Raw genomic sequence first — 21,648 nt, forward strand, 5'->3', positions numbered from 1 at the left:
CCTTAATTTTGTTCGACAGGCGCCGGCGTTTCGGCCGGGGCAGGGTCGCTGGCAGGTGCCGGATCCTGAACGGAGGGCTCAGCCGGCGCTGGCGTGTCCTCGGCGGGCATGTCCTGCACATCCGGCTGCGCTTGCGGTGCCGGGCTGGACCGGTAGTCCGCGCGCCGCTTGAGCTGGAACTCGCGGACCGCCGAGTTGTGGTCGTCGAGGTCGTCGGAGAACACATGGCTGCCATCGCCACGGGCGACGAAGTACAGGCTGGTACCATCGGACGGGTTGAGCGCAGCGTGGATCGCCTCGCGCCCGACCATGGCAATCGGCGTCGGCGGCAGGCCGCTGATGGTGTAGGTGTTGTAAGGGGTCGGCTCACGCAGGTCGGCGCGGGTAATCCGACCGTTGTAGCGTTCGCCCATGCCATAGATGACCGTAGGGTCGGTCTGCAGCATCATGCCCAGGCGCAAGCGACGAACGAACACACCCGCGATCTGCCCGCGTTCCTGGGGGATGCCGGTCTCTTTCTCGACCAGCGAGGCCATGATCAGCGCCTGGTACGGGTCGCGATAAGGCAGGTCGGTGGTGCGCTCGGCCCATTCTTTGGCCAGCACTTCGTCCAGGCGCATGTAGGCCTGCTGCAGCAACTCCACATCACTCATGCCCCGCACGAAACGGTAGGTGTCCGGGAAGAAGCGGCCCTCTGGGAACACCCCGGTATGGCCTAGCTTGTCCATGACTTCCGAATCGGCCAGGCCGTCGAGGGTATGCTTGATTTTTTCGTGCTTGGCGATCGCCGAACGCACCTGGCGGAAGGTCCAGCCCTCGACCAGGGTCAGGTTGTACTGCACCACGTCAGCCCGGCGCCAGGCGTCGAACAGGTCTTCCACGGTCATGCCAGGGGTGAGGCGGTACTCACCGGTCTTCAGCGGCGTACCGGCCATATTGAAGCGCCAGTACAGGCGCAGCCAGAAAGCGTCATCGAGCAACCCCTCGCTCTGCATGCGATAGAACATGCGGTTGGGGTTGGTGCCATTGGGCACGTCGAGCAGGCGCTCCTGCGTCACACCCAAGGGCTGCTCCAGCACCGAGTTGACTTTCCAGGCCGACCAGCCCAATGCCAGGCCGGCCAGGATCAAACCCATTTCCAGCAGCAGCAGGAATTTGCGTCTCACGAATTCAGGTATCCAGTAGCGTACGGGCAACGGCCTGCAGTTTACGGGTGAGCGGGCCCGGCGACCAGTTCAGCGCGGCAAATGCCCGTACAGGCCAGACCCCGTAGACGCTGTTGCAGACGAATACTTCTTGCGCCTGCGCCAGTTCGTCGAACGGCAAGTCACGCACCTGCACCGAGACCTCCAGTGCCTGCGCCTGCTCCAGCAACGCGCCACGCATCACCCCGGCAACACCGCAGCGGCCGAGATCAGCGGTAAGCAGCACGCCGTCGCGCACCAGGAAAAGATTGCTGTACACGCCTTCTACCACCCTGCCCTGCCCGTCACACATCAGGCCTTCGGCATGTTCGCTGTCCTGCCATTCGGCACGGGCCAGCACTTGCTCCAGGCGGTTGAGGTGTTTGAGGCCGGCCAGCAGCGGTTGTTCCCCCAGCCGGGTCCGGCAGGGGAAAAGACGCACGCCGAGTTCGGCATGTTCAGCAGGATAGTTGGGCAGTGGGCTGCCCTGCAGGATGCGCCGCGGTGCGGCACCGACAACCGGAGCATAACCACGCTGGCTATCACCCCGAGTCAGGATCAGCTTGGCCACACCGTCACCCAGCTGGCTGGCATAACGCAGGATTTCATCGCGTACCAGCGCCAGGTCGACATCAATAGCCAGACGCTGACAGCCCAATGCCAAGCGCGCCAGGTGGCCATCCAGCAAGCTGGGCCGGCCACCGCGCACGGCGAGGGTCTCGAACAGACCATCGCCGTAGGCCAGGCCGCGGTTCTGCAGGTTGATCGCAGTCGCAGGCTGGCCGTCGATCCAGCTGTGCATCAACCGGCGAACCGGCGGAACACCAGCGAGCCGTTGGTGCCACCAAAGCCGAAGGAGTTGGACAGCACCACATCGATCGGCATGCTGCGCGCTTCATGGGGTACGAAGTCGAGGTCGCAACCTTCGTCCGGCTCGTCCAGATTGATGGTCGGCGGCGCCATCTGGCTATTGATCGCCAGCACGCTGAAGATCGCCTCTACCGCCCCGGCGGCGCCCAGCAGGTGACCGGTCATCGACTTGGTCGAGCTGACTGCCAGCTTGTAGGCATGCTCACCGAACACACGCTTGATCGCCGCGACTTCGGCGATGTCGCCGGCCGGGGTCGAGGTGCCGTGGGCGTTGATGTAGCTAACCGCCTCCGGCTGGATGCCGGCATCACGCAGGGCATTGGCCATGCAGCGAGCTGCGCCTTCACCGCTGTCAGGCGGCGACGTCATGTGGTAGGCGTCGCCGCTCATGCCGAAGCCGATCAACTCTGCGTAGATGGTCGCGCCGCGGGCTTGGGCATGTTCGAGTTCTTCAAGCACCAGCGCACCCGCGCCGTCAGACAGCACGAAGCCGTCACGGCCCTTGTCCCACGGACGGCTGGCACGGGTTGGCTCGTCATTGCGAGTCGACAGCGCGCGCGAAGCTCCGAAGCCACCCATGCCGAGGCCGCAGGCCGCCATTTCGGCGCCGCCGGCGATCATCACATCGGCTTCGCCATAAGCGATGTTGCGCGCAGCCATGCCGATACAGTGAGTGCCGGTGGTGCAGGCAGTGGCGATGGCGTAGTTCGGCCCCTGCAGACCCAGGTGAATCGACAAGAAGCCGGAGATCATGTTGATGATCGAGCCCGGTACGAAGAACGGCGAAATGCGCCGCGGACCTTGCTCATGCAGGGTACGGCTGGTTTCTTCGATGTTGGTCAGGCCGCCTATTCCCGAGCCCATGGCCACGCCGATGCGCTCACGGTTGGCGTCGGTGACTTCCAGGCCGGCATTACGCACCGCCTGAAACCCGGCCGCCAAGCCGTACTGAATGAACAGGTCGAGCTTGCGAGCTTCCTTGGCCGACAGGTACTGCTCGACCTCGAAGCCCTTCACCGAGCCGCCAAAACGGGTGGAGTAGGCAGTCAAGTCCGTGTGTTCGATCGGACCAATGCCACTGCGGCCAGCCAGAATGCTCTGCCAGGTGCTCGGTACATCGGTACCCAGTGGCGACAGCATACCCATACCAGTGACCACGACGCGTCTACGCGACACAGTACTCTCCTTTTCTAATAACCAGAGTCTCTTGCCATTGCATTCAAGCAAGGGAATGAAATGGCAACAAGCTCTCAAAGCCCATAGATCGACGCAGGGCCTTTGCAAAGAAAAAACCGCACGCCGGCAAAGGCAGTGCGGTTTTTCTCGTCAAGAAGCGACGACTACAGCGTCTTAGGCCTTGTGGCTGTTGACGTAGTCGATTGCAGCTTGGACAGTAGTGATTTTCTCGGCTTCTTCGTCAGGGATTTCGGTCTCGAATTCCTCTTCCAGAGCCATCACCAGCTCAACGGTGTCAAGCGAATCGGCACCCAGGTCATCGACGAAGGACTTCTCATTGGTCACTTCCTCTTCCTTGACGCCCAGTTGCTCGGCGACGATTTTCTTGACGCGTTCTTCGATGGTGCTCATACCTAGTTTTCACTCCTAATGGACATATGTCAGGCAGCTGGCCGGTGACCAAGTTTATAGGAAGACGTTCGCTTTTCAAGCGGAACGCACCTCCCAATTAGCCACCCTGCCCTCTGCCTGGAATCTGGTTGCAGCTTTATAACGGATTTTAGGCTCGGAGTATGACTCTTTTTTGAACCAATCCGTCACATTGAGTTGCGGTGTTACATGTACATCCCGCCATTCACCGGCACGGTGGCACCGGTGACATAGGCTGCGCCGTCGGATGCCAGGAAGGAAACCACCTTGGCGATTTCGTCGGCCTGGCCCAGGCGGCCCAGCGGAATCTGAGTTTGCAGGGCTTCGCGCTGCGCTTCTGGCAGCTCGCGGGTCATGTCGGTGTCGATGAAGCCTGGAGTCACAGAATTGACGGTGATACCGCGCGAACCTACTTCACGCGCCAGGGCGCGGCTGAAGCCTTCAAGGCCGGCCTTGGCGGCCGCGTAGTTGGCCTGGCCGGCGTTGCCCATGGCACCGACGACCGAGCCGATGCTGATGATACGACCCCAACGCGCCTTGGTCATGCCGCGCAGCACGCCCTTGGACAAACGGTAAAGGCTGTTCAAGTTGGTGTCGATCACGTCGAACCACTCGTCGTCCTTCATGCGCAGCATGAGGTTGTCACGGGTGATGCCGGCGTTGTTGACCAGGATGGTCGGCGCACCGAACTGCTCGCCAATGGCGCCCAGTACTGCTTCCACGGACTCGGCGCTGGTCACGTTCAGCTCCATGCCGGTGCCGGTGATGCCGTGCTCTTTCAACGTGGCGGCGATGCGCTCGGCGCCGGAGGCAGAGGTGGCGGTGCCGATCACGGTCGCGCCCTGGCGGCCCAGTTCGAGGGCGATGGCCTGGCCGATGCCACGGCTGGCGCCGGTAACCAGTGCAACTTTACCTTGCAGGCTCATGCAAGCTTCTCCAAATTCAGGCCAGCGCCGCACGGGTGGCGGCGACGGCGTCAGGGGTATTGAGGTTGTAGGTGGTCACGCCCTCGGCGCAACGCTTGTTCAGGCCAGCCAGGACCTTGCCCGGGCCGCATTCGACCAGGTTGACCGCGCCGTTGGCGGCGAGGGTCTGCACGCATTCGACCCAGCGTACCGGCTGGTGCAACTGTGCCAGCAAGTCATGCTTGAGCGCATCGAGGTCGGCAGCAACGGCAGCGGTCACGTTCTGCACCACTGGAATTTGCGGCGCCTTCCATTCGATGGCGTTGACGTTCTCGGCAAAACGCTCGGCGGCCGGCTTCATCAACGCGCAATGCGATGGCACGCTCACGGCCAGTGGCAGGGCGCGCTTTGCACCAGCCTCTTTGCACAACGCCATGGCACGGTCCACCGCAGCCTTGTTGCCAGCAATCACAACCTGGCCCGGCGAGTTGAAGTTCACCGCGCTGACCACTTCATCTTCGGCAGCCTTGCTGCAGATCTCGACCACGACGGCATCATCCAGACCGAGAATCGCGGCCATGGCACCATGGCCGGCCGGAACGGCTTCCTGCATCAGCTGACCGCGACGCTCGACCAGGCGAACGGCGTCTTTCAGCGACAGACTGCCCGCGGCAACCAGGGCGCTGTATTCACCCAGACTGTGACCGGCAACAAAGGCCGGCTGCGCACCGCCCTCCTCCAGCCACAGGCGCCACAGCGCGATGGAGGCCGCAAGGATCGCCGGCTGGGTCTTGTCGGTTTGATTGAGCTTCTCTTCCGGCCCATTCTGGACCAGATCCCACAGGTCGTAGCCCAGAGCCTCGGAAGCCTCCTTGAAGGTTTCGACGATTACCGGCTTCTCAGCGCCAAGTTCGGCGAGCATGCCCAGCGACTGGGAACCTTGACCGGGAAAGACGAATGCGAGGGATGCAGACATTGAACAAGCCCTTATGATCTTGTCGTCGGATAGGGTGCGCCAAGCCCGAGGCTAGACGCGGAATCTGAAAACTTGGATGGAAACGCAGACCAAGCGGTCACATTTAAGCACTTCATCGGCGAAATGCCTAAGGCAACAAATCTTCGAGGCGGCCATGCAGCCGCTGCGGGAGGTTTTCCTGGATCTCGATCAGCGCTCGCTGGATCGCGCTCTGGAAGCCCTGCACACCCGCCGAGCCATGGCTCTTGATGACAATACCCTGCAAGCCGAGGAAGCTCGCACCATTGTGCCGCGCCGGCGCCAGGTCGGCCTGCAGGCGCTTGAGCAACGGCATGGCCATGGCCCCAGCGGCACGGGCCAGCACACCGCCCTTGAACAGTTTCTCGATGCGCGCACCGATCATGGTTGCCAGGCCTTCGCTGGATTTGAGCAGGATGTTGCCAACAAAGCCGTCACATACCACCACGTCCGCTTCACCGCGGTACAGGCCATCACCTTCGACGAAGCCTACATAATTGAGACCGCGCGCGTTCTGCAGCAGCGTTGCAGCCAGCTTGACCTGTTGATTGCCCTTGATGTCTTCGGTGCCGATGTTCAACAGCGCCACGCGCGGGCGATGAATACCCAGGGCCTGCGCGGCCACTGACCCCATTACGGCGAACTGGTAGAGGTTTTCTGCACTGCAATCGACATTGGCACCCAAATCGAGCAGCTGGCAGTAGCCGGTCTGAGTCGGAATCGCCGCCACCATGGCAGGCCGATCGATGCCCGGCAGGGTTTTGAGCACGAAGCGCGACAGCGCCATCAGCGCTCCGGTATTGCCGGCACTGACGCAGGCCTGGGCCTTGCCATCACGCACCAGTTCAAGAGCAATGCGCATCGACGAATCCGGCTTGCCACGCAACGCCTGGGAGGGCCGCTCGTCCATACCGATCACCTCACTGGCAGCGACAATCTGCAGGCGCGCGCGATCCGCAGCCGCAAGGCCGCTGACAAGATCTTCCAGAAGGGAGGGTTGACCGACGAGGGTCAGGTGAAGCGAGGGTGTAGCCGAGAGGCAGGCAATGCTAGCCTGGACAATGCTGCGGGGACCGAAGTCCCCGCCCATTGCGTCGATCGCGATGATCTGAGCGGACAAGGATTACTCGTCAGCGCCCTTGTCGATCACTTTACGGCCACGGTATACGCCTTCTGGCGAAACGTGGTGGCGCAGGTGCATTTCGCCGGTGGTTTTTTCTACCGACAGCGCGTTTTCCGACAGGGCGTCGTGCGAACGGCGCATGTCACGGGCAGAGCGGGATTTTTTGTTCTGCTGAACAGCCATAATTGATTAACTCCTAAACGTTTGGGTCACGCTTTAACTGCGCCAAAACACTGAACGGGTTGGACCGCGATACCTCGTCCTTGCTCGAATCGGGCTCGTCTGCGCCCGCCGGCTGCTGGCATTCTTCCGGATGATGAGCAGGCACGATAGGCAAGGCGAGCAAAAGCTCCTCCTCGACCAAGGCCTGCAGATCCAAAGGATCTTCGCCCAGTTCCAGCACGTCATAGCCTTTCGGCAACGACTGGGTATTCGCACCCTCCTTCACCACAGCGTATGTACATTCGCTATGGATCGGCAGGGTGACCAGCTCAAGACAACGCTGGCAAACCATTTTGACTTCGACATCCAGCTCGGTGTGGATAACCACAGCGTGCTGCTCATCTCGTTCAAAATCGAACTTCGCCTGCACCGTACCGACATTGTCGGAAAGCGGGTCGCAGAGTCTTTCCAAATCAGCGAGTTGCAGCGAACCGTTAAGGGTTACGCCACGATCGGCTAATTTGCGCGGGTCAACGTGAGGTGGAATCGGGTCATTCAACATAGGCGCAGCATTCTAGGGATGCCCCCCGCCCCTGTCAAAGGAAATTAGGCGGCATCTCACATGTTAGAATTTGGTTCACTTGAACAGGAGTCTACCATGCTGCCCTTGTTACTGGCTTCCAGCTCTCCATACCGGCGCGAACTGCTCACTCGCCTGCGCCTGCCTTTCACCTGGGCAAGCCCCGACCTAGACGAGCAGCGCCTGGCTGAGGAGCCGGCCACCGAGCTGGTGCGGCGCCTGGCCAGACAAAAGGCCGAGGCACTGGCGAGCAGCCACCCGGGACACCTGATCATCGGCTCCGACCAGGTGGCCGTGCTCGGCGAACAGATCCTCGGCAAGCCCCACAGCTTCGAGCGCGCCTGCGAGCAATTACTGGAGGCGAGCGGGCAGCAGGTCACCTTCCTGACCGGGCTGGCGCTGCTCAATAGCGCCACCGGGCAATGCCAGGTCGATTGCGTGCCATTCACGGTGACGATGCGGGAGCTGGATCGGGAACGCGTGGAGCGCTACGTGACCGCCGAGCAGCCACTCGATTGCGCAGGCAGCTTCAAGGCCGAAGGGCTGGGGGTAAGCTTGCTCAAGAGCACCCACGGGTGCGATGCCACCAGCCTGATCGGGTTACCGCTGATTCGGCTGGTGGACATGCTGACGAAAGAAGGCGTTGAAATCCCCTGAACCCATCAGCGCAGAGCAGGCCCCTGGAACCCCATGTACAGTGCCAGCTTCTCAGCCACGCTGGCACCGATGCGCTTGGAGAAACGATCGAATGGCGAATCCTGAACGGTGAAGTCGACCAGCTCCTTCTCGCCAACGATCTCGCGCGCCACGTAGCTGGCGCTACCCAGGCCATCCACCAGCCCCAGCGCCTTGGCCTGCTCGCCCGACCACACCAGGCCACTGAACAGCTCAGGGTGCTCCTTGTCCTTCAGGCGGTCACCGCGCCCCTGCTTGACCATGGCGATGAACTGCTGATGCGTAGTGTTCAACACCCCCTGCCAGAACGCTCGCTCATCGGGTTTTTCCGGCGAGAACGGATCGAGGAAGGCCTTGTGCTCACCGGCAGTGTAGGTACGCCGCTCGACGCCCAGTTTCTCCATCGAGCCCACGAAGCCGTAGCCGGCAGCCGTCACACCAATGGAGCCGACCAAACTGGCCTTGTCGGCGTAGATTTCGTCCGCCGCACTGGCAATGTAGTAGGCGCCAGACGCCCCCAGATCAGCGATGACCGCGTACAGCTTGATATCCGGATATTCGGCGCGCAAACGGCGGATCTCGTCATAGACATAGCCCGCCTGCACCGGACTGCCGCCCGGGCTGTTGATGCGCATGACCACCGCCTTGGTCTTGGGATCCTTGAATGCTTCGCGCAGGCTCTTGACCAGGTTGTCGGCACTGGCGGCCTCCTGATCGGCGATCACCCCGCGCACCTCCACCAAGGCCGTATGGTTGGCGCTACGCGAAGCGGCCTTGTCCATGTCGGTAAACGGCAGGAACAAAGCAAGAATGCCGAACAGGTAGACGAAGGTCAGCAGCTTGAAGAAGATCCCCCAGCGCCTGGCTCGACGCTGCTCCTGTACACCCGCCAGCAGCGTCTTTTCGAGCAGGTTCCAGCTCTTGCGCTCGACGCGAACTTCCTCCTCGCGACCCTCACGGGCGAGGCGTTCCTCTGGCGTTTCATTACTGGGCGCTTTCCACTCGTCAACCATGCTCACCTACCTTGGAATTGCGAGGAACCGGCCAGCCACTCACGCAGCTGGGAAAAATGATTGATGCACACCTGCGGCCCGAATTCGGCCAGTGCCTGCAGCGACATGGCACCATAGCCCATCGCCACTGAATGCATGCCGGCATTACTGGCCATTTGCAGGTCGAATGCCGAATCTCCGACCATCAGCGCCCGGCCGGGTTCGGTGCCGCAATGCCTGAGGATCTCTTCGAGCATCAGCGGGTGCGGCTTGCCACGGGTTTCATCTGCGGCGCGGGTGATGTCGAAGAATTGCTCCCAGCCATTGGCCTTGAGCACTCGATCCAGGCCACGGCGCGCCTTGCCGGTCGCCACAGCCAGGCGATATCCCTGGGCACGAAAGCCATCCAGCGACTCGACCACGCCTTCGAACAAGGGCGAAGGCTGCTGATCCAGAGCTGTATAGATGTCGGCATAGTGTTGCCGGAAGCGCTCTACCTGCAACGCATCGAGATGAGGATAAAGCGTCGAGATGGCCTCGCCCAACGCCAGGCCGATGATCCCCTTGACGGCATCATCCGGGCTTGGCGCCTCGCCCGCCCGCTCGGCAGCGGCATTCATCGCGGCGACGATCCGGCCAATGGAATCGGCCAAGGTGCCATCCCAATCGAAAATCAGTAGCTCATAGTCACGACGCACTGAGTCGCTCCACGGTTTTGGCCCAGACTTCATCCACGGGTGCTTCAAGCTTCAGCTCGCCGCCATCGGGCAGCGGCACGGTCAGGGCGTAAGCATGCAGGAACAAACGCTTGCCACCCAGCTCACGAATCTCGCGACTGAAGTCTTCGTCACCGTACTTGCTGTCACCGGCAATCATGTGGCCAGCATGCAGCGTATGCACGCGAATCTGGTGGGTGCGACCGGTGATCGGACGCGCCTCGACGATGGTGGCGAATTCGCCGAAACGGCGCAGCACACGGAACAGGGTCAGCGCCTCCTTGCCCTCATCGTTCACTTCGACCATGCGCTCACCCGAGCGCAGGTTACTTTTGAGCAGCGGCGCGTTGACTTGCTTCTTCGAGGTCGGCCAGTGGCCGCGCACCAGCGCCATGTAGCGCTTGTCGACGCCATCGCCGCGCAACGCGGCATGCAGATGGCGCAGCATGCTGCGCTTCTTGGCGATCATCAGCAGGCCCGAGGTGTCGCGGTCCAGGCGGTGCACCAGCTCAAGCTCCTTAGCGTCCGGGCGCAGTTGACGCAGCGCCTCGATCACACCAAAACTCAGGCCACTGCCGCCGTGCACGGCGATACCAGAAGGTTTGTTCATCACGATCAGTGCCTTGTCTTCATAGACAATGGCAGCTTCCAGGCGCTGCAGCAGCCCCTGGGCTACCGGTGCCGGCTCGTCGCGCTCGGGTAGGCGCACAGGCGGCACGCGCACGATGTCGCCGGCCTGAATCTTGTAATCAGGCTTGACGCGGCCTTTGTTCACCCGCACCTCGCCTTTGCGCAGGATGCGATACACCAGGGTCTTGGGCACGCCCTTGAGCGCCGTGATGAGAAAATTGTCGATGCGTTGGCCGGCAAGCTCCGGCGCGACTTCGATCAGCTGAACGCCGGAAGTCGGAGGGGTATTGGTCGTCATGGCGGGATCATAACAATTTTTTATGGAATTGAAGCACTTAATCATTACTGCTATAGTCGCGAACGCCGCCATAAGCGGCAGGCCAGCGGCACCAGGCCATTGGCCGGTCCCTGACCAACGCAATTCTCCAGGACGCGAGGCCGTCCTACGGGGTTTTCGCCAGTTTACCGAATTGCCTGGAATCGCCACCAGCGCTGTGTAGAGAAGACCGAAAAAAAACGACAAGTGCGGTGTTTCACCTGCTTACCCGCTTCTTTTCGCCGTACCTCTGCCCGCCCGTCGCTTCCACGCAACGCACGGCGAATGCTTCGGAAATTCCTGCCTTGGACATGAATGGCGTCAGTTCTTGAACCGGAACTGGCGAAAAATGCAACCCGTTGCGGATTCAGCGCGCGGCAGCACCCGAATTATCAGGGATACGTGCAGGGTGGAGATGCACAGCCCTCGGTCCGTGTAGCAGATGCCATCGAGCGTCCACGGCCGACGGTTGATTCCTCCTCCTGACTGAGTGCACGAGGCCCACTTGGTTGATTCGGATTCCAATTCGAAACCACCGGGGCCTGGTTGGCACCGCAGCAAACAGGACGCGTCGTCGCGACAACGGCAGGCTGGGCAACCGGCTGGTGCCGAACGTTCTTCGACACGGGGGTGGCCCTGCCACCCTTTGCGCACCTTGGCACCGACCATGAGAAGTCGTGTGTGCCGAACGCCGTTTCCGGCAGCCCGGAAACCGACGGTACAACATGAAAAGAATGCTGATTAACGCAACTCAGCCCGAAGAGTTGCGTGTAGCCCTGGTGGACGGCCAACGTCTCTACGACCTGGACATCGAGTCCGGCGCGCGCGAGCAGAAAAAGGCCAACATCTACAAAGGCAAGATCACCCGGATCGAGCCCAGCCTCGAAGCCGCCTTCGTCGACTTCGGCTCTGAACGTCACGGCTTCCTGCCGCTGAAAGAAATCTCCCGCGAATACTTCAAAAAAGCCCCTGAAGGCCGGGTCAACATCAAGGAAGTCCTGAGCGAAGGCCAGGAAGTCATCGTCCAGGTCGAGAAGGAAGAGCGCGGCAACAAAGGCGCCGCCCTGACCACCTTCATCAGCCTGGCTGGCCGCTACCTGGTGCTGATGCCGAACAACCCGCGTGCCGGTGGCATCTCCCGCCGCATCGAAGGCGAAGAGCGCAACGAGTTGCGCGAAGCCCTCAACGGCTTGACCGTACCGGGCGACATGGGCCTGATCGTGCGCACTGCCGGCCTTGGCCGCAGCAGCGAAGAAATGCAGTGGGACCTCGACTACCTGCTGCAGCTGTGGACCGCGATCAAGGAAGCGTCCCTGGACCGCGCCGCGCCGTTCCTGATCTACCAGGAAAGCAACGTCATCATCCGCGCCATCCGCGACTACCTGCGCCAGGACATCGGCGAAGTATTGATCGACAGCATCGACGCCCAGGAAGAAGCCCTGACCTTCATCCGCCAGGTAATGCCGCAGTACGCCAGCAAGGTCAAGCTGTACGAAGACAGCGTGCCGCTGTTCAACCGCTTCCAGATCGAAAGCCAGATCGAGACCGCCTTCCAGCGCGTCGTCGACCTGCCGTCCGGCGGCTCGATCGTGATCGACCCGACCGAAGCACTGGTCTCCATCGACATCAACTCGGCGCGCGCCACCAAGGGCAGCGACATCGAGGAAACCGCGCTGCAGACCAACCTGGAAGCGGCCGAAGAAATTGCCCGCCAACTGCGCCTGCGTGACATCGGCGGCCTGATCGTCATCGACTTCATCGACATGACCCCGGCCAAGAACCAGCGCGCCGTCGAAGAGCGCGTGCGCGAGTGCCTGGAGGCTGACCGCGCCCGCGTCCAGGTTGGCCGCATCTCGCGCTTCGGCCTGCTGGAGATGTCCCGCCAGCGCCTGCGCCCGTCGCTTGGCGAAAGCAGCGGTATCGTCTGCCCACGCTGCTCGGGCACCGGCATCATCCGTGACGTCGAGTCGCTGTCGCTGGCCATCCTGCGCCTGATCGAAGAAGAAGCCCTGAAGGACCGCACTGCCGAGGTTCGCGCCCAAGTGCCGATCCCAGTGGCCGCCTTCCTGCTCAACGAGAAGCGCAACTCGATCACCAAGATCGAACTGCGCACCCGTGCGCGCATCATCATCCTGCCGAACGATCACCTGGAAACCCCGCACTTCGAAGTCCAGCGCCTGCGCGACGACAATCCGGAAGTGCTGAACAACCAGTCCAGCTACGAGATCGCCGCCAGCGAAACCGAAGAAGCGCCGCAGCCGACTGCTACTCGCACCCTGGTTCGCCAGGAAGCCGCGGTCAAGACCGCTCCGGCCCGCGCCAATGCCCCAGTGCCGAGCGCGACCGAAGAGCAACAGCCCGCCGCCCCTGCAGCGCCAGCGCCAGCGCCAAGCGTGCCGGAGCCAAGCCTGTTCAAGGGCCTGGTGAAGTCGCTGGTCAGCCTGTTCGCCGGCAAGGAAGAACCGGCCGCCGCACCTGTAGTCGCTGCCGAGAAACCAGCCGCCGAGCGCACTCAGCGCAATGAAGAGCGCCGTAACGGTCGCCAGCAGAGCCGCAACCGCAACGGTCGCCGCGACGAAGAGCGCAAGCCTCGCGAAGAACGTGCCGAGCGTGCTCCACGTGAAGAGCGTGCACCGCGTGAAGAACGCCAACCACGTGAAGAGCGTGCACCGCGCGAAGAACGTGCTCCTCGTGAAGAGCGTGCACCGCGTGAAGAACGCGCACCGCGCCAGCCACGTGAAGACCGTCGCGGCAACCGGGAAGAGCGCGTGCGCGAACTGCGCGAGCCTCTGGACGCTGCGCCTGTTGCCCGTGAAGAACGCGCTCCACGTGAAGAACGTGCACCGCGCGAAGAACGTGCACCGCGTGAAGAACGTGCACCGCGTGAAGAACGTGCCCCACGTGAGGAGCGCGCTCCTCGCGAAGAGCGTGCCCCACGTGAAGAACGCGCCCCACGAGAAGAACGCCAACCACGCCCACCACGTGAAGAGCGCCAACCACGTGACAGCGAAGAGGCCATCGAGAAGGCTGCCGAGCTCGCCGAAGAGCAACTGCCGAACGAAGAGCTGCTGCAGGACGAGCAGGAAGGTTCCGATGACGAACGTCCACGCCGCCGCTCCCGTGGCCAGCGCCGCCGCAGCAACCGTCGTGAACGCCAGCGCAACGCCAATGGCGACCTGATCGACGGCAGCGACGATGAAGGCAACGACGAGCAGCCGCAACAGCACCAAGCCACCGCGCTGGGGGCAGAGCTGGCTGCCGGTCTGGCCGTCACCGCTGCAGTTGCCAGCAGCAACATCAGTGCCGGCGCCGAAGCCGAAGCCAACCAGCAGGCCGAACGCGCCAGCACTGAAGTGGCTGCGACTGACAACAGCGAAGCCGCCGAACCGGTTGAAGTGGCAGCCCAGGAGCAAGTCGCCATCGCGCCGGTAGTTGAGCAGCCGGTCAGCGAGCCGGTCGTCGTGATCGAAGCCAGCGCCGAGCCTGTGGTTGAAGTCGCGCCGCAGCCAGTTGCCGAAGAGGTCCCAGCGGCCGAACCGGTCGTGGTTGCTGAAGCGCCTGCCCATACCCCGGTCGAAGCACCTGCCTTCGAAGCCATTGAAGCCGAGCAAGCACCGGTGGTCGCCGAACAGGCGCCTGTAGCCGAGCTGCCTGCTGCTGCCGTCGTCGAAGCGCAGGTGCAAGCAGTTGCCGAAGCCGCGCCAGCCGTGGTCGAAGCTGCGCCAGAAGTTGCCGAACCTGTCCCGGTGCAAGCACCGGCCGTGGTCGAGGCCGCTCCCGTCGTGCTGACAAACGGCCGCGCGCCGAACGACCCACGTGAAGTGCGTCGCCGCAAGCGTGAAGCCGAAGCTGCTGCCAAAGCTGCGCAGGAAGCTGCCGCTGCTGCTGGCGAGCCAGCGCTGGAAACCGCCGATGAGCACAAGCCTCATCACGGTTGATAGCCACGGCTAAATGAAAAAGCCCCGCCAGTGCAAACTGGCGGGGCTTTTTCTTGGCTGGCTGTTTTGGCAGATTCGACAATCAGTAAAGGTTAGGCTCCATCTCCAGCTCAACCTCGAACTTCTCCAGGATGTCCGCCTGAACACGCTGCGCCAGGGCATGCAACTGCACCCCGCTCGCCTGGCCATAATTGACCAACACCAGGGACTGCAAACAGTGCACGCCGGCATCGCCTTCGCGATAGCCCTTCCACCCGGCCTGCTCGATCAACCAACCCGCCGCCAGCTTTGCCTGACCATGCGCCTGGGGATATGCCACCACGCCTGGGTACCGCGCGCGAATCCGCGCCACAAGCTCAGCAGGCACCACTGGGTTCTTGAAGAAACTCCCCGCATTGCCCAGCTCTGCCGGGTCCGGCAGCTTCTCACGGCGAATACTGCAGATGGCATCGCTGATCGCCTGCGCGCTCGGCTGCTGCACACCTTGCTCCGCCAAGCGCTGGCGTACCGGGCCGTAGTCCAGGTGGGCCTGCAAGGTATGACTCAAGGCAAAACGCACACGTAGGATCAGCCAGCGCCCAGGGTTGCGCTTGAACACGCTGTCGCGGTAACCGAAGGCGCATTGCTCCAGGCTGAAGTCGCGCAACTCACCGGTCTGCCGGTCAAGCGCCGTCAGCCCGGTGAACACATCCTTGATCTCGACTCCATAAGCGCCGACATTCTGCATCGGCGCCGCACCCACGGTGCCAGGAATCAGGCTGAGATTTTCCAATCCGCAAAAACCTTGCTGCAGCGACCATTGCACGAACGGATGCCAGGGCTCACCCGCCTCGGCCTCGACCACCACCCGCCCCGCCTCATCGCTCAGTACTCGACAACCACGACTGGCCACGTGCAGCACCAACGCGTCGATATCACGGGTCAGCAGCAAGTTACTGCCGCCGCCGATCACCAGCACCTCTACCTGAAGCCGGTGCGCTTGCGCAAGCGCCTCGCGCACCTCGTCATCACTGTGCACCTGGATGAAGTACCGGGCTTTCACATCGATGCCGAAGGTATTGAACGGTTTTAGCGATACCTGCTCCTGCCACTGCGCCGTCATAGCCGCCCCTTGATTTCCACGACCAGCTCGCGGCAGGCGGCCTCGATCAGGTCCAGCACCTGCTCGAAGCCCGCTGCACCGCCGTAGTAAGGGTCCGGAACCTCATCGAGCGCCGCACCATAGCGACGCAGGAACAAATCAAGCTCACCGACTGCAGAGTGCGGGCGCATGGCGCGTAGGTGGCCGAGGTTGCTTTCATCCATGGCCAGGATCAGGTCGTACTCGGCAAAATGCGCCGCCTTGACCTGCTGGGCGCGTTGCTGTGACAGGTCATAACCCCGCGCCAGCGCAGCCTTGCAGGTACGGCTGTCGGGCGCCTTGCCCACGTGCCAGTCACCGGTACCGGCGGAGCCCACGTGAACCCGCTCGGCCAGGCCATCGGCTTGCAGCTGATGGCGCAACACACCCTCGGCAGTCGGGGAACGGCAGATATTGCCCAGGCAAACGAACAAAACGCGCATCAGGCCTCCAGCAAGCGCCGCACGCGCTCGAGGTCTTCAGGTGTATCGACACCCACGGCCGGCGCCTCGATGGCGTCTTCGACGTGAATGCGCACGCCATGCCACAGTGCACGCAGCTGCTCCAGCGCTTCGGTCTGTTCGAGCCAGCACGGTCCCCAGTTGACGAAGTCCTGCAGGAAACCGACGCGGTAGGCGTACATGCCGATATGACGGCGATACGGCACGCCCTCTGGCAGTTGATGGCGATCCTTGGCAAAAACATCACGCGCCCATGGCAGCGGTGCACGGCTGAAGGTCAACGCCAGGCCATGCTTGTCGCTGACCACCTTGACCGCATTGGGGTTGAAGACGGTTTCCGGGGCATGGATCGGCTCGGCCAGCGTGGCGATGCCGGCTTCCGGGTGCGCGGCCAGGTTGGCAGCAACCTGATCAATGATCACCGGTGGGATCAGCGGCTCGTCACCCTGGACGTTAACCACGATCTCATCGGCAGCCAAGCCAAGCTGCGCAGCTACTTCGGCGAGGCGATCAGTGCCAGATTCATGATCGGCACGGGTCATCAGCACTTCGCCGCCGAAGGCCTGGCAGGCCTCGAAGATACTGGCGTCGTCGGTGGCGATGACCACGCGGCTGGCACCGCTCTTGCGCGCCTGTTCCCAGACATGCTGCACCATTGGCTTGCCGGCGATCGGCAGCAATGGCTTGCCTGGCAGGCGCGTGGAACGCAGCCGAGCGGGAATCACCACGGTGAAGTTCAGGCTCATTTGTCCAGACGCTCGTCGTCGGTCAAGGTACGCGCCTCGCTTTCCAGCATCACCGGGATGCCGTCGCGGATCGGGTAGGCCAGGCCCGCGCCCTTGCTGATCAGCTCGGTCTTGTCAGCGCTGAGCTTGAGCGGACCCTTGGTGATCGGGCAGGCGAGGATATCGAGCAGTTTGGTGTCCATGGAAGCATCCTTGAGGCCAGGTGGCCGGAAATTGAGAACGGGCTCAGGGCGTGCGATGCCCTGGCAGCAAGCGTTGCAGCTGGCGATCGAACCAGTCGCCGAAAGCTGGCGTGGGCTGCGCCTCGACGGCCAGGTACCACCAGTCATCACCAGCGAAGGCCCGGCATTTCACCGCATCCTTCTCGGTCATCACCAGCGGCAGCGGCGGGCTGAACGCCAGGCTTTGTGCGCTGAACTGCGCGTGATCGGCGAACGGGTGCGGTACCGGCTGCCAGTTTAGCCCCAGCAGCGTATTGAAGAAACGTTGCGGGTTGCCGATGCCGGCCACCGCGTGCAGGCGCTGGCCTGCGGGGAAATGGTCGAGCGCGCGGCGCTCACCGCTGCGCAGGTTGACCAGGGCACTGGGCCGCAGGCTGAAAGCGAAGCCGTCGGGGCGATCGCTGCCGGCCCCGTTGAACAGCACCGCATCCGCCGCCTGCAAACGCTCGGCCGGCTCGCGCAATGGCCCGGCGGGCAGGCAGCGGCCGTTGCCCAGGCCACGGGCGGCATCGATCAGCACCAGCTCCAGGTCACGTGCGAGGCGGTAGTGCTGCATGCCGTCATCGCACAGGATCAGATCCAGCGGCTCGCTGGCCAGCAACGCCTGCACGGCGCGTGAGCGATCAGGGTCAATCATCAGCGGCACCCCGGTGCGCTGGACGATCAATAAAGGTTCATCGCCGGCCTGTTCGGCCCCCTGCTGTGCCTCGACCCGCCAGGGCAGTTGCGGCGGCTTGGCACCATAACCCCGGCTGACCACGCCGACCTTTAGCCCCTGGCGCCGGCAATGTTCGATCAGCCAGAGGATCATCGGCGTCTTGCCGGTACCGCCGATGGTTATATTGCCTACTACGATGACCGGCACCGGGGCGCGGTAACTGGCGCTCTCGCCACTGAGAAACCGCGCGCGCTTGCGCATCACCACACGTCGATACAGGGCCTCAAGTGGGCGCAGCATGGCCAGGGCTGGATGCCCGGCGTACCAGGCGGCTAACAGACGGTCGGCAAACGCCATCAAGGTGTCCCCTGGGCAGCCTCGACGGTGGTCATGCGCAGGTGGCTGAAACCGAGCTTGCCGGCGGCATCCATCGCAGTGATCACGGCCTGATGCGGGGTCTTGCCATCGGCACTGATTGCCAGCGGAAGCGTGTTGTCACCGCCTGACTCGCGCTCGATCGCCTCGCTCAGCGTGGCCAGGTCGCTCTTGGGCAGCAGGTGGTTGTTCACCGAATACACACCCTCGGCACTGATGGTGACCTCCACCAGCTTGTCCTGGTCTGCTGGCGGCTGCTCGGCGCTGGCGGCCTCGGGCAGCTCGACACGCAACTGGGTCTCGCGGGTGAAGGTGGTGGTGACCACGAAGAACAGCAGCAGGACGAACACCACGTCGATCAGCGACGCGAGGTTGATGTCGACGCTCTCCCGCTGGCGATTGCGCCGGAACTTCACGCCTTGTCTCCGGCCACTTCGACTTCGCGGTCGCCCTGGATCACTTCCACCAGCTTGATTGCCTCCTGCTCCATGCCCACCACCAGTTCATCGATGCGGCGCAGCAGGAAGCGATGGAAGAACACCGCCGGGATACCGACCATCAGGCCGGCGGCCGTGGTGACCAGGGCCTTGGAGATACCACCGGCCAGTACCGAGGCGTTGGCGGTCATCTGCGAGCCCATGAAGGCGCTGAAGATATCGATCATGCCCAACACGGTGCCGAGCAGGCCGAGCAGCGGGGCCATGGCAGCGATGGTGCCAAGGGTGCTGATGTAACGTTCGAGTTCGTGGATGACCCGAGAGGCGGCCTCTTCGATGCACTCTTTCATAATCTCGCGACCATGGCGCGAATTGGCAAGGCCTGCGGCAAGGATCTCGCCCAACGGCGAATCGGCGCGCAGAGCCTTGAGCTTGTCACTGGTGAGCTGCTTGTCCTTGATCCACATCCACACCTGCCCCAGCAGGTGCGGCGGGGTAACGCGGCTGGCGCGCAGGGTCCATAGGCGCTCGACGACAATAGCCATGGCAGCGATGGAACTCAGAATGATCGGCAGCATCATCCAACCACCGGACTTGACCAATTCCCACACAGTAATCGCCCCTTTGAAAAAGGTCGCCACTCTACCATACACGCGCTCAGGCCTCATCTGCCGAAGGTCAGGGAATTCGCCTGGCTGCGCCAGAATCGCCGCTGCGCCCGCAGCCCTTGGGCCTCGCCGTGGCTGCCCAATACCAGCCGCAACGCCCCCTGCACCGCCGTATCATGGATCGCCAGGCCATGGCGCCGATAACGCTCGATGACCTGCGCATGCGGATGGCCAAACCCATTGTTGCGCCCACGCGAAACCAACACCCCACGTGGCTCCGTGGCACGGATGAAGGCCTCGGTCGACGAAGTGCGACTGCCGTGATGAGGCGCCTGCAGCCAGTCGACGGCGGGTGCGTCGTTCGCCGACAGCCAAGCCAGCTCGGCGCCCGCCTCAATGTCCCCGGCCAGCAGCAGCCGCTCGCCATTGGCCTCGACCATTAATACACAGGAGCGATCGTTACTGCCCTGCCCTTGTGCCCAGTGCCAGAGCGAGAAGCGCACGCCCTCCCATTCCCAGCTTTCACCACTTGGACAAGGCTGGGCGTCCAGGTCCGCCGGCATCTCCTGCGCCTCACCGCTGAGCACCCGAGCGACCGGCAAGCCGTGAAAAACGGCAAGCGCCCCACCCGCATGATCGGCATGGGCATGGCTGATCAGCATCACATCCAACTGCCGAACGCCCAGCCTGCGCAGCGTCGGCAAAACCACGCGTTCGCCCAGGTCGCTCTCGCCCCGCGCTGGGCCGGCGTCGTACAGCAGGCTGTGATTGGGGGTGCGCAGCAATACAGCCAAGCCTTGACCGACATCCAGCTGCCAGACTTCGACCTGACCTTGCGTAACCGGCTCACCGGACACCCACAAGGCAAATAGCATGATCCCACCCAGCGCCCGCAATGGCACACCGGCAGGCAACAGCACCAGCAACGCGCCGAGACAGACCAGCAGCCAGGCCCAGCCCGGCAGCGCGGGCGGCACCCACGCTGGCCGCCAGTCGGCGATCCAGGCCAGCAACTGAAACAGGAGATCCAGCGAACTTCCCGCCAGCCACAACAACGCCTCGCCCACGCCGGGTACCGGCGACAGCAGGGTACCGAGCAAGGCCAGCGGCAGTACCATAAGGCTGATCCAGGGTACGGCCAGCAGGTTAGCCACCGGCGCACTCAGGCTGACAGGCAAACCAGTGGCCAGCAGCACCGGCAACAAGCCAATGGCTATCACCCACTGGGCGCGGCTCCACGCTTGCCAGGGTCGCCATCTGCCGAGCCGGGCGCTGAAGCAATAGACAAGAATCGCCACTGCCGCGAACGACAGCCAGAAGCCTGGAAGCAACGGCGCCAGGGGCTCCACGATCAGCACCCCATTGAGTGCGATGAGCAATGGCAAGAATGCGCCCAGATGACGAAAGCGTAGTCGCCAGGCCAGCACCACCGCCAACATCAGGCAGGCGCGCTGCACGGGGATGCCGGCACCGGCCAGCCAGCCGTAGGCCAATGCCGCCGTCAGGGCCAGGCCGCACGCCCATGGCAGCCACGGCAACCTTCGGGGCCACAGCCCCCAGCGCGCCAGCCCTGCGACCAAGGCGTAGAAAAAGCCGGCGACCAGGCCAATGTGCTGTCCCGAGATCACCAGCAAGTGCACCGTGCCGGTCGCCTGCAGCACCTGCCAGCTGTCCCGCGCCAGACCGGCGCCATCGCCGAGTACCAAGGCCACCAGTGCTGCCTCCTGGCCGTTGGCATCGACAGCTAGCAGACGCTGGCGCAGCGTGTCCCGCCAACCCGGGGTATCAGCCTCCAGCACATGGCCCGCCTTGACCGTGCCGGTCGCGCCGATCCGCCGCGCCAACAGCTGCGCCTCACGGTCCGGCCCGTGCGGGTTCAGCAATCCGGCTGGACGCTGCAGAGTGACTGCCAGGCGCCAACGCTCGCCAGCCCGGAGCGGTGGGCCATCGAACCAGTTCAACAATAAACGTTGCGGCAACTCGGCGCGGCGTGACTGGGGCTGCCCCAGCTCGAAACGCACGCCCTGCCCGGTGCCGGTCGGCAACCCGACCACCCTGCCCTCCAACCACAGGGTGCGGCCTTCCAGGTCAGGTAACAGGCGATCATCCAGGGCCTGTTGCGCCGACCAGCAGGCCCAGCACAGCCCCAGCACGAAGCAGCCCACCGGCCACAGGCGCGTGAACAGGCAAGCCAGACCGCCGGCAAGCAGCAACAACAGCCATCCGACCGATGGCACCAGCGGTAAAAGGCCCAGGCACAACAGCCCGAGCGCGAGCGCAAACATCCCTGTGCGCATGAGGTAGAGCTCCAGAAGCACAATCGCTTACTGAG

General features: G+C 63.2%; 22 protein-coding genes. 2 read left to right on the forward strand and 20 right to left on the reverse strand.

Annotated elements, in window-relative coordinates; translation table 11 throughout:
• Positions 1-2: 2 nt before the first annotated feature.
• From mltG to ACZ6YA_RS08075, 9 genes are all read right to left on the reverse strand, one after another.
• Positions 3-1,166 carry an endolytic transglycosylase MltG gene (mltG, locus tag ACZ6YA_RS08035; protein WP_465896583.1) on the reverse strand — a complete coding sequence of 388 codons (1,164 nt, stop codon included), beginning with the start codon at positions 1,164-1,166 and terminating at the stop codon, positions 3-5.
• Between the two features lie 4 nt (positions 1,167-1,170).
• Positions 1,171-1,986: an aminodeoxychorismate lyase gene (gene pabC, locus ACZ6YA_RS08040; protein ID WP_465896584.1), complete on the reverse strand. Its 816-nt coding sequence runs from the start codon at positions 1,984-1,986 to the stop codon at positions 1,171-1,173.
• Positions 1,986-3,230 (reverse strand): beta-ketoacyl-ACP synthase II, encoded by a 1,245-nt coding sequence (fabF, locus tag ACZ6YA_RS08045; RefSeq protein WP_465896585.1) that lies wholly within the window; start codon positions 3,228-3,230, stop codon positions 1,986-1,988. Before fabF ends, pabC begins: the two co-directional genes overlap by 1 nt.
• Positions 3,231-3,404: 174 nt before the next feature.
• Entirely contained in the window at positions 3,405-3,641 is a 237-nt protein-coding gene (gene acpP / locus ACZ6YA_RS08050) for an acyl carrier protein (protein ID WP_008096410.1), read from the reverse strand.
• 203 nt (positions 3,642-3,844) lie between these two features.
• A complete protein-coding gene (gene fabG, locus ACZ6YA_RS08055; protein ID WP_387527323.1) occupies positions 3,845-4,585 on the reverse strand; it encodes a 3-oxoacyl-ACP reductase FabG in 741 nt (246 codons plus the stop codon).
• A 16-nt stretch (positions 4,586-4,601) separates the two neighbouring features.
• Positions 4,602-5,540 carry an ACP S-malonyltransferase gene (gene fabD, locus ACZ6YA_RS08060; protein WP_465896586.1) on the reverse strand — a complete coding sequence of 313 codons (939 nt, stop codon included), beginning with the start codon at positions 5,538-5,540 and terminating at the stop codon, positions 4,602-4,604.
• A gap of 127 nt (positions 5,541-5,667) precedes the next feature.
• On the reverse strand, positions 5,668-6,678 hold the full coding sequence (gene plsX / locus ACZ6YA_RS08065; RefSeq protein WP_465896587.1) for a phosphate acyltransferase PlsX: 1,011 nt from the start codon (positions 6,676-6,678) through the stop codon (positions 5,668-5,670).
• Positions 6,679-6,681: 3 nt separating this feature from the next.
• Positions 6,682-6,864, reverse strand: a complete 183-nt coding sequence (gene rpmF / locus ACZ6YA_RS08070) for a 50S ribosomal protein L32 (RefSeq protein ID WP_346613720.1) — start codon at positions 6,862-6,864, stop codon at positions 6,682-6,684.
• Between the two features lie 13 nt (positions 6,865-6,877).
• A complete protein-coding gene (locus ACZ6YA_RS08075; RefSeq protein ID WP_465896588.1) occupies positions 6,878-7,405 on the reverse strand; it encodes a YceD family protein in 528 nt (175 codons plus the stop codon).
• A 96-nt stretch (positions 7,406-7,501) separates the two neighbouring features.
• On the opposite strand from ACZ6YA_RS08075, the gene ACZ6YA_RS08080 reads away from it, so the two are divergent.
• Positions 7,502-8,080, forward strand: a complete 579-nt coding sequence (locus ACZ6YA_RS08080; protein ID WP_465896589.1) for a Maf family protein — start codon at positions 7,502-7,504, stop codon at positions 8,078-8,080.
• A gap of 5 nt (positions 8,081-8,085) precedes the next feature.
• On the opposite strand, the gene ACZ6YA_RS08085 is transcribed toward ACZ6YA_RS08080, so the two are convergent.
• Genes ACZ6YA_RS08085 through rluC form a run of 3 tightly spaced genes read right to left on the reverse strand, consistent with a single transcriptional unit; the run spans position 8,086 to position 10,734 of the window.
• On the reverse strand, positions 8,086-9,111 hold the full coding sequence (locus tag ACZ6YA_RS08085; protein WP_465896590.1) for a S49 family peptidase: 1,026 nt from the start codon (positions 9,109-9,111) through the stop codon (positions 8,086-8,088).
• A 2-nt stretch (positions 9,112-9,113) separates the two neighbouring features.
• The gene (locus ACZ6YA_RS08090; protein WP_465896591.1) at positions 9,114-9,788 is read right to left on the reverse strand and encodes an HAD family hydrolase; all 675 of its coding nucleotides are present in this window, start codon (positions 9,786-9,788) and stop codon (positions 9,114-9,116) included.
• Positions 9,778-10,734: a 23S rRNA pseudouridine(955/2504/2580) synthase RluC gene (rluC, locus tag ACZ6YA_RS08095; RefSeq protein ID WP_465896592.1), complete on the reverse strand. Its 957-nt coding sequence runs from the start codon at positions 10,732-10,734 to the stop codon at positions 9,778-9,780. Before rluC ends, ACZ6YA_RS08090 begins: the two co-directional genes overlap by 11 nt.
• A gap of 743 nt (positions 10,735-11,477) precedes the next feature.
• On the opposite strand from rluC, the gene rne reads away from it, so the two are divergent.
• Positions 11,478-14,690 carry a ribonuclease E gene (gene rne / locus ACZ6YA_RS08100; RefSeq protein WP_465896593.1) on the forward strand — a complete coding sequence of 1,071 codons (3,213 nt, stop codon included), beginning with the start codon at positions 11,478-11,480 and terminating at the stop codon, positions 14,688-14,690.
• An 82-nt stretch (positions 14,691-14,772) separates the two neighbouring features.
• On the opposite strand, the gene murB is transcribed toward rne, so the two are convergent.
• From murB to ACZ6YA_RS08140, 8 genes are read right to left on the reverse strand one after another with little or no spacing between them, the layout of a single operon-like run.
• Positions 14,773-15,792, reverse strand: coding sequence for a UDP-N-acetylmuramate dehydrogenase (gene murB, locus ACZ6YA_RS08105; protein ID WP_465896594.1), 1,020 nt, complete (start codon positions 15,790-15,792; stop codon positions 14,773-14,775).
• The gene (locus ACZ6YA_RS08110) at positions 15,789-16,253 is read right to left on the reverse strand and encodes a low molecular weight protein-tyrosine-phosphatase (RefSeq protein ID WP_465896595.1); all 465 of its coding nucleotides are present in this window, start codon (positions 16,251-16,253) and stop codon (positions 15,789-15,791) included. The genes murB and ACZ6YA_RS08110 overlap by 4 nt, the downstream gene beginning before the upstream one ends.
• Positions 16,253-17,017, reverse strand: coding sequence for a 3-deoxy-manno-octulosonate cytidylyltransferase (gene kdsB / locus ACZ6YA_RS08115; protein ID WP_465896596.1), 765 nt, complete (start codon positions 17,015-17,017; stop codon positions 16,253-16,255). The genes ACZ6YA_RS08110 and kdsB overlap by 1 nt, the downstream gene beginning before the upstream one ends.
• A complete protein-coding gene (locus ACZ6YA_RS08120) occupies positions 17,014-17,199 on the reverse strand; it encodes a Trm112 family protein (RefSeq protein WP_003247142.1) in 186 nt (61 codons plus the stop codon). Before ACZ6YA_RS08120 ends, kdsB begins: the two co-directional genes overlap by 4 nt.
• A gap of 43 nt (positions 17,200-17,242) precedes the next feature.
• Positions 17,243-18,253 carry a tetraacyldisaccharide 4'-kinase gene (lpxK, locus tag ACZ6YA_RS08125; RefSeq protein ID WP_465896597.1) on the reverse strand — a complete coding sequence of 337 codons (1,011 nt, stop codon included), beginning with the start codon at positions 18,251-18,253 and terminating at the stop codon, positions 17,243-17,245.
• The gene (locus ACZ6YA_RS08130) at positions 18,253-18,687 is read right to left on the reverse strand and encodes an ExbD/TolR family protein (protein WP_465896598.1); all 435 of its coding nucleotides are present in this window, start codon (positions 18,685-18,687) and stop codon (positions 18,253-18,255) included. The genes lpxK and ACZ6YA_RS08130 overlap by 1 nt, the downstream gene beginning before the upstream one ends.
• Positions 18,684-19,319 carry a MotA/TolQ/ExbB proton channel family protein gene (locus ACZ6YA_RS08135; protein WP_401073480.1) on the reverse strand — a complete coding sequence of 212 codons (636 nt, stop codon included), beginning with the start codon at positions 19,317-19,319 and terminating at the stop codon, positions 18,684-18,686. The genes ACZ6YA_RS08130 and ACZ6YA_RS08135 overlap by 4 nt, the downstream gene beginning before the upstream one ends.
• 53 nt (positions 19,320-19,372) lie before the next feature.
• Positions 19,373-21,613, reverse strand: a complete 2,241-nt coding sequence (locus ACZ6YA_RS08140) for a DNA internalization-related competence protein ComEC/Rec2 (protein ID WP_465896599.1) — start codon at positions 21,611-21,613, stop codon at positions 19,373-19,375.
• Positions 21,614-21,648 lie beyond the last annotated feature (35 nt).

This window comes from Pseudomonas sp. NPDC090752 (assembly GCF_055584805.1).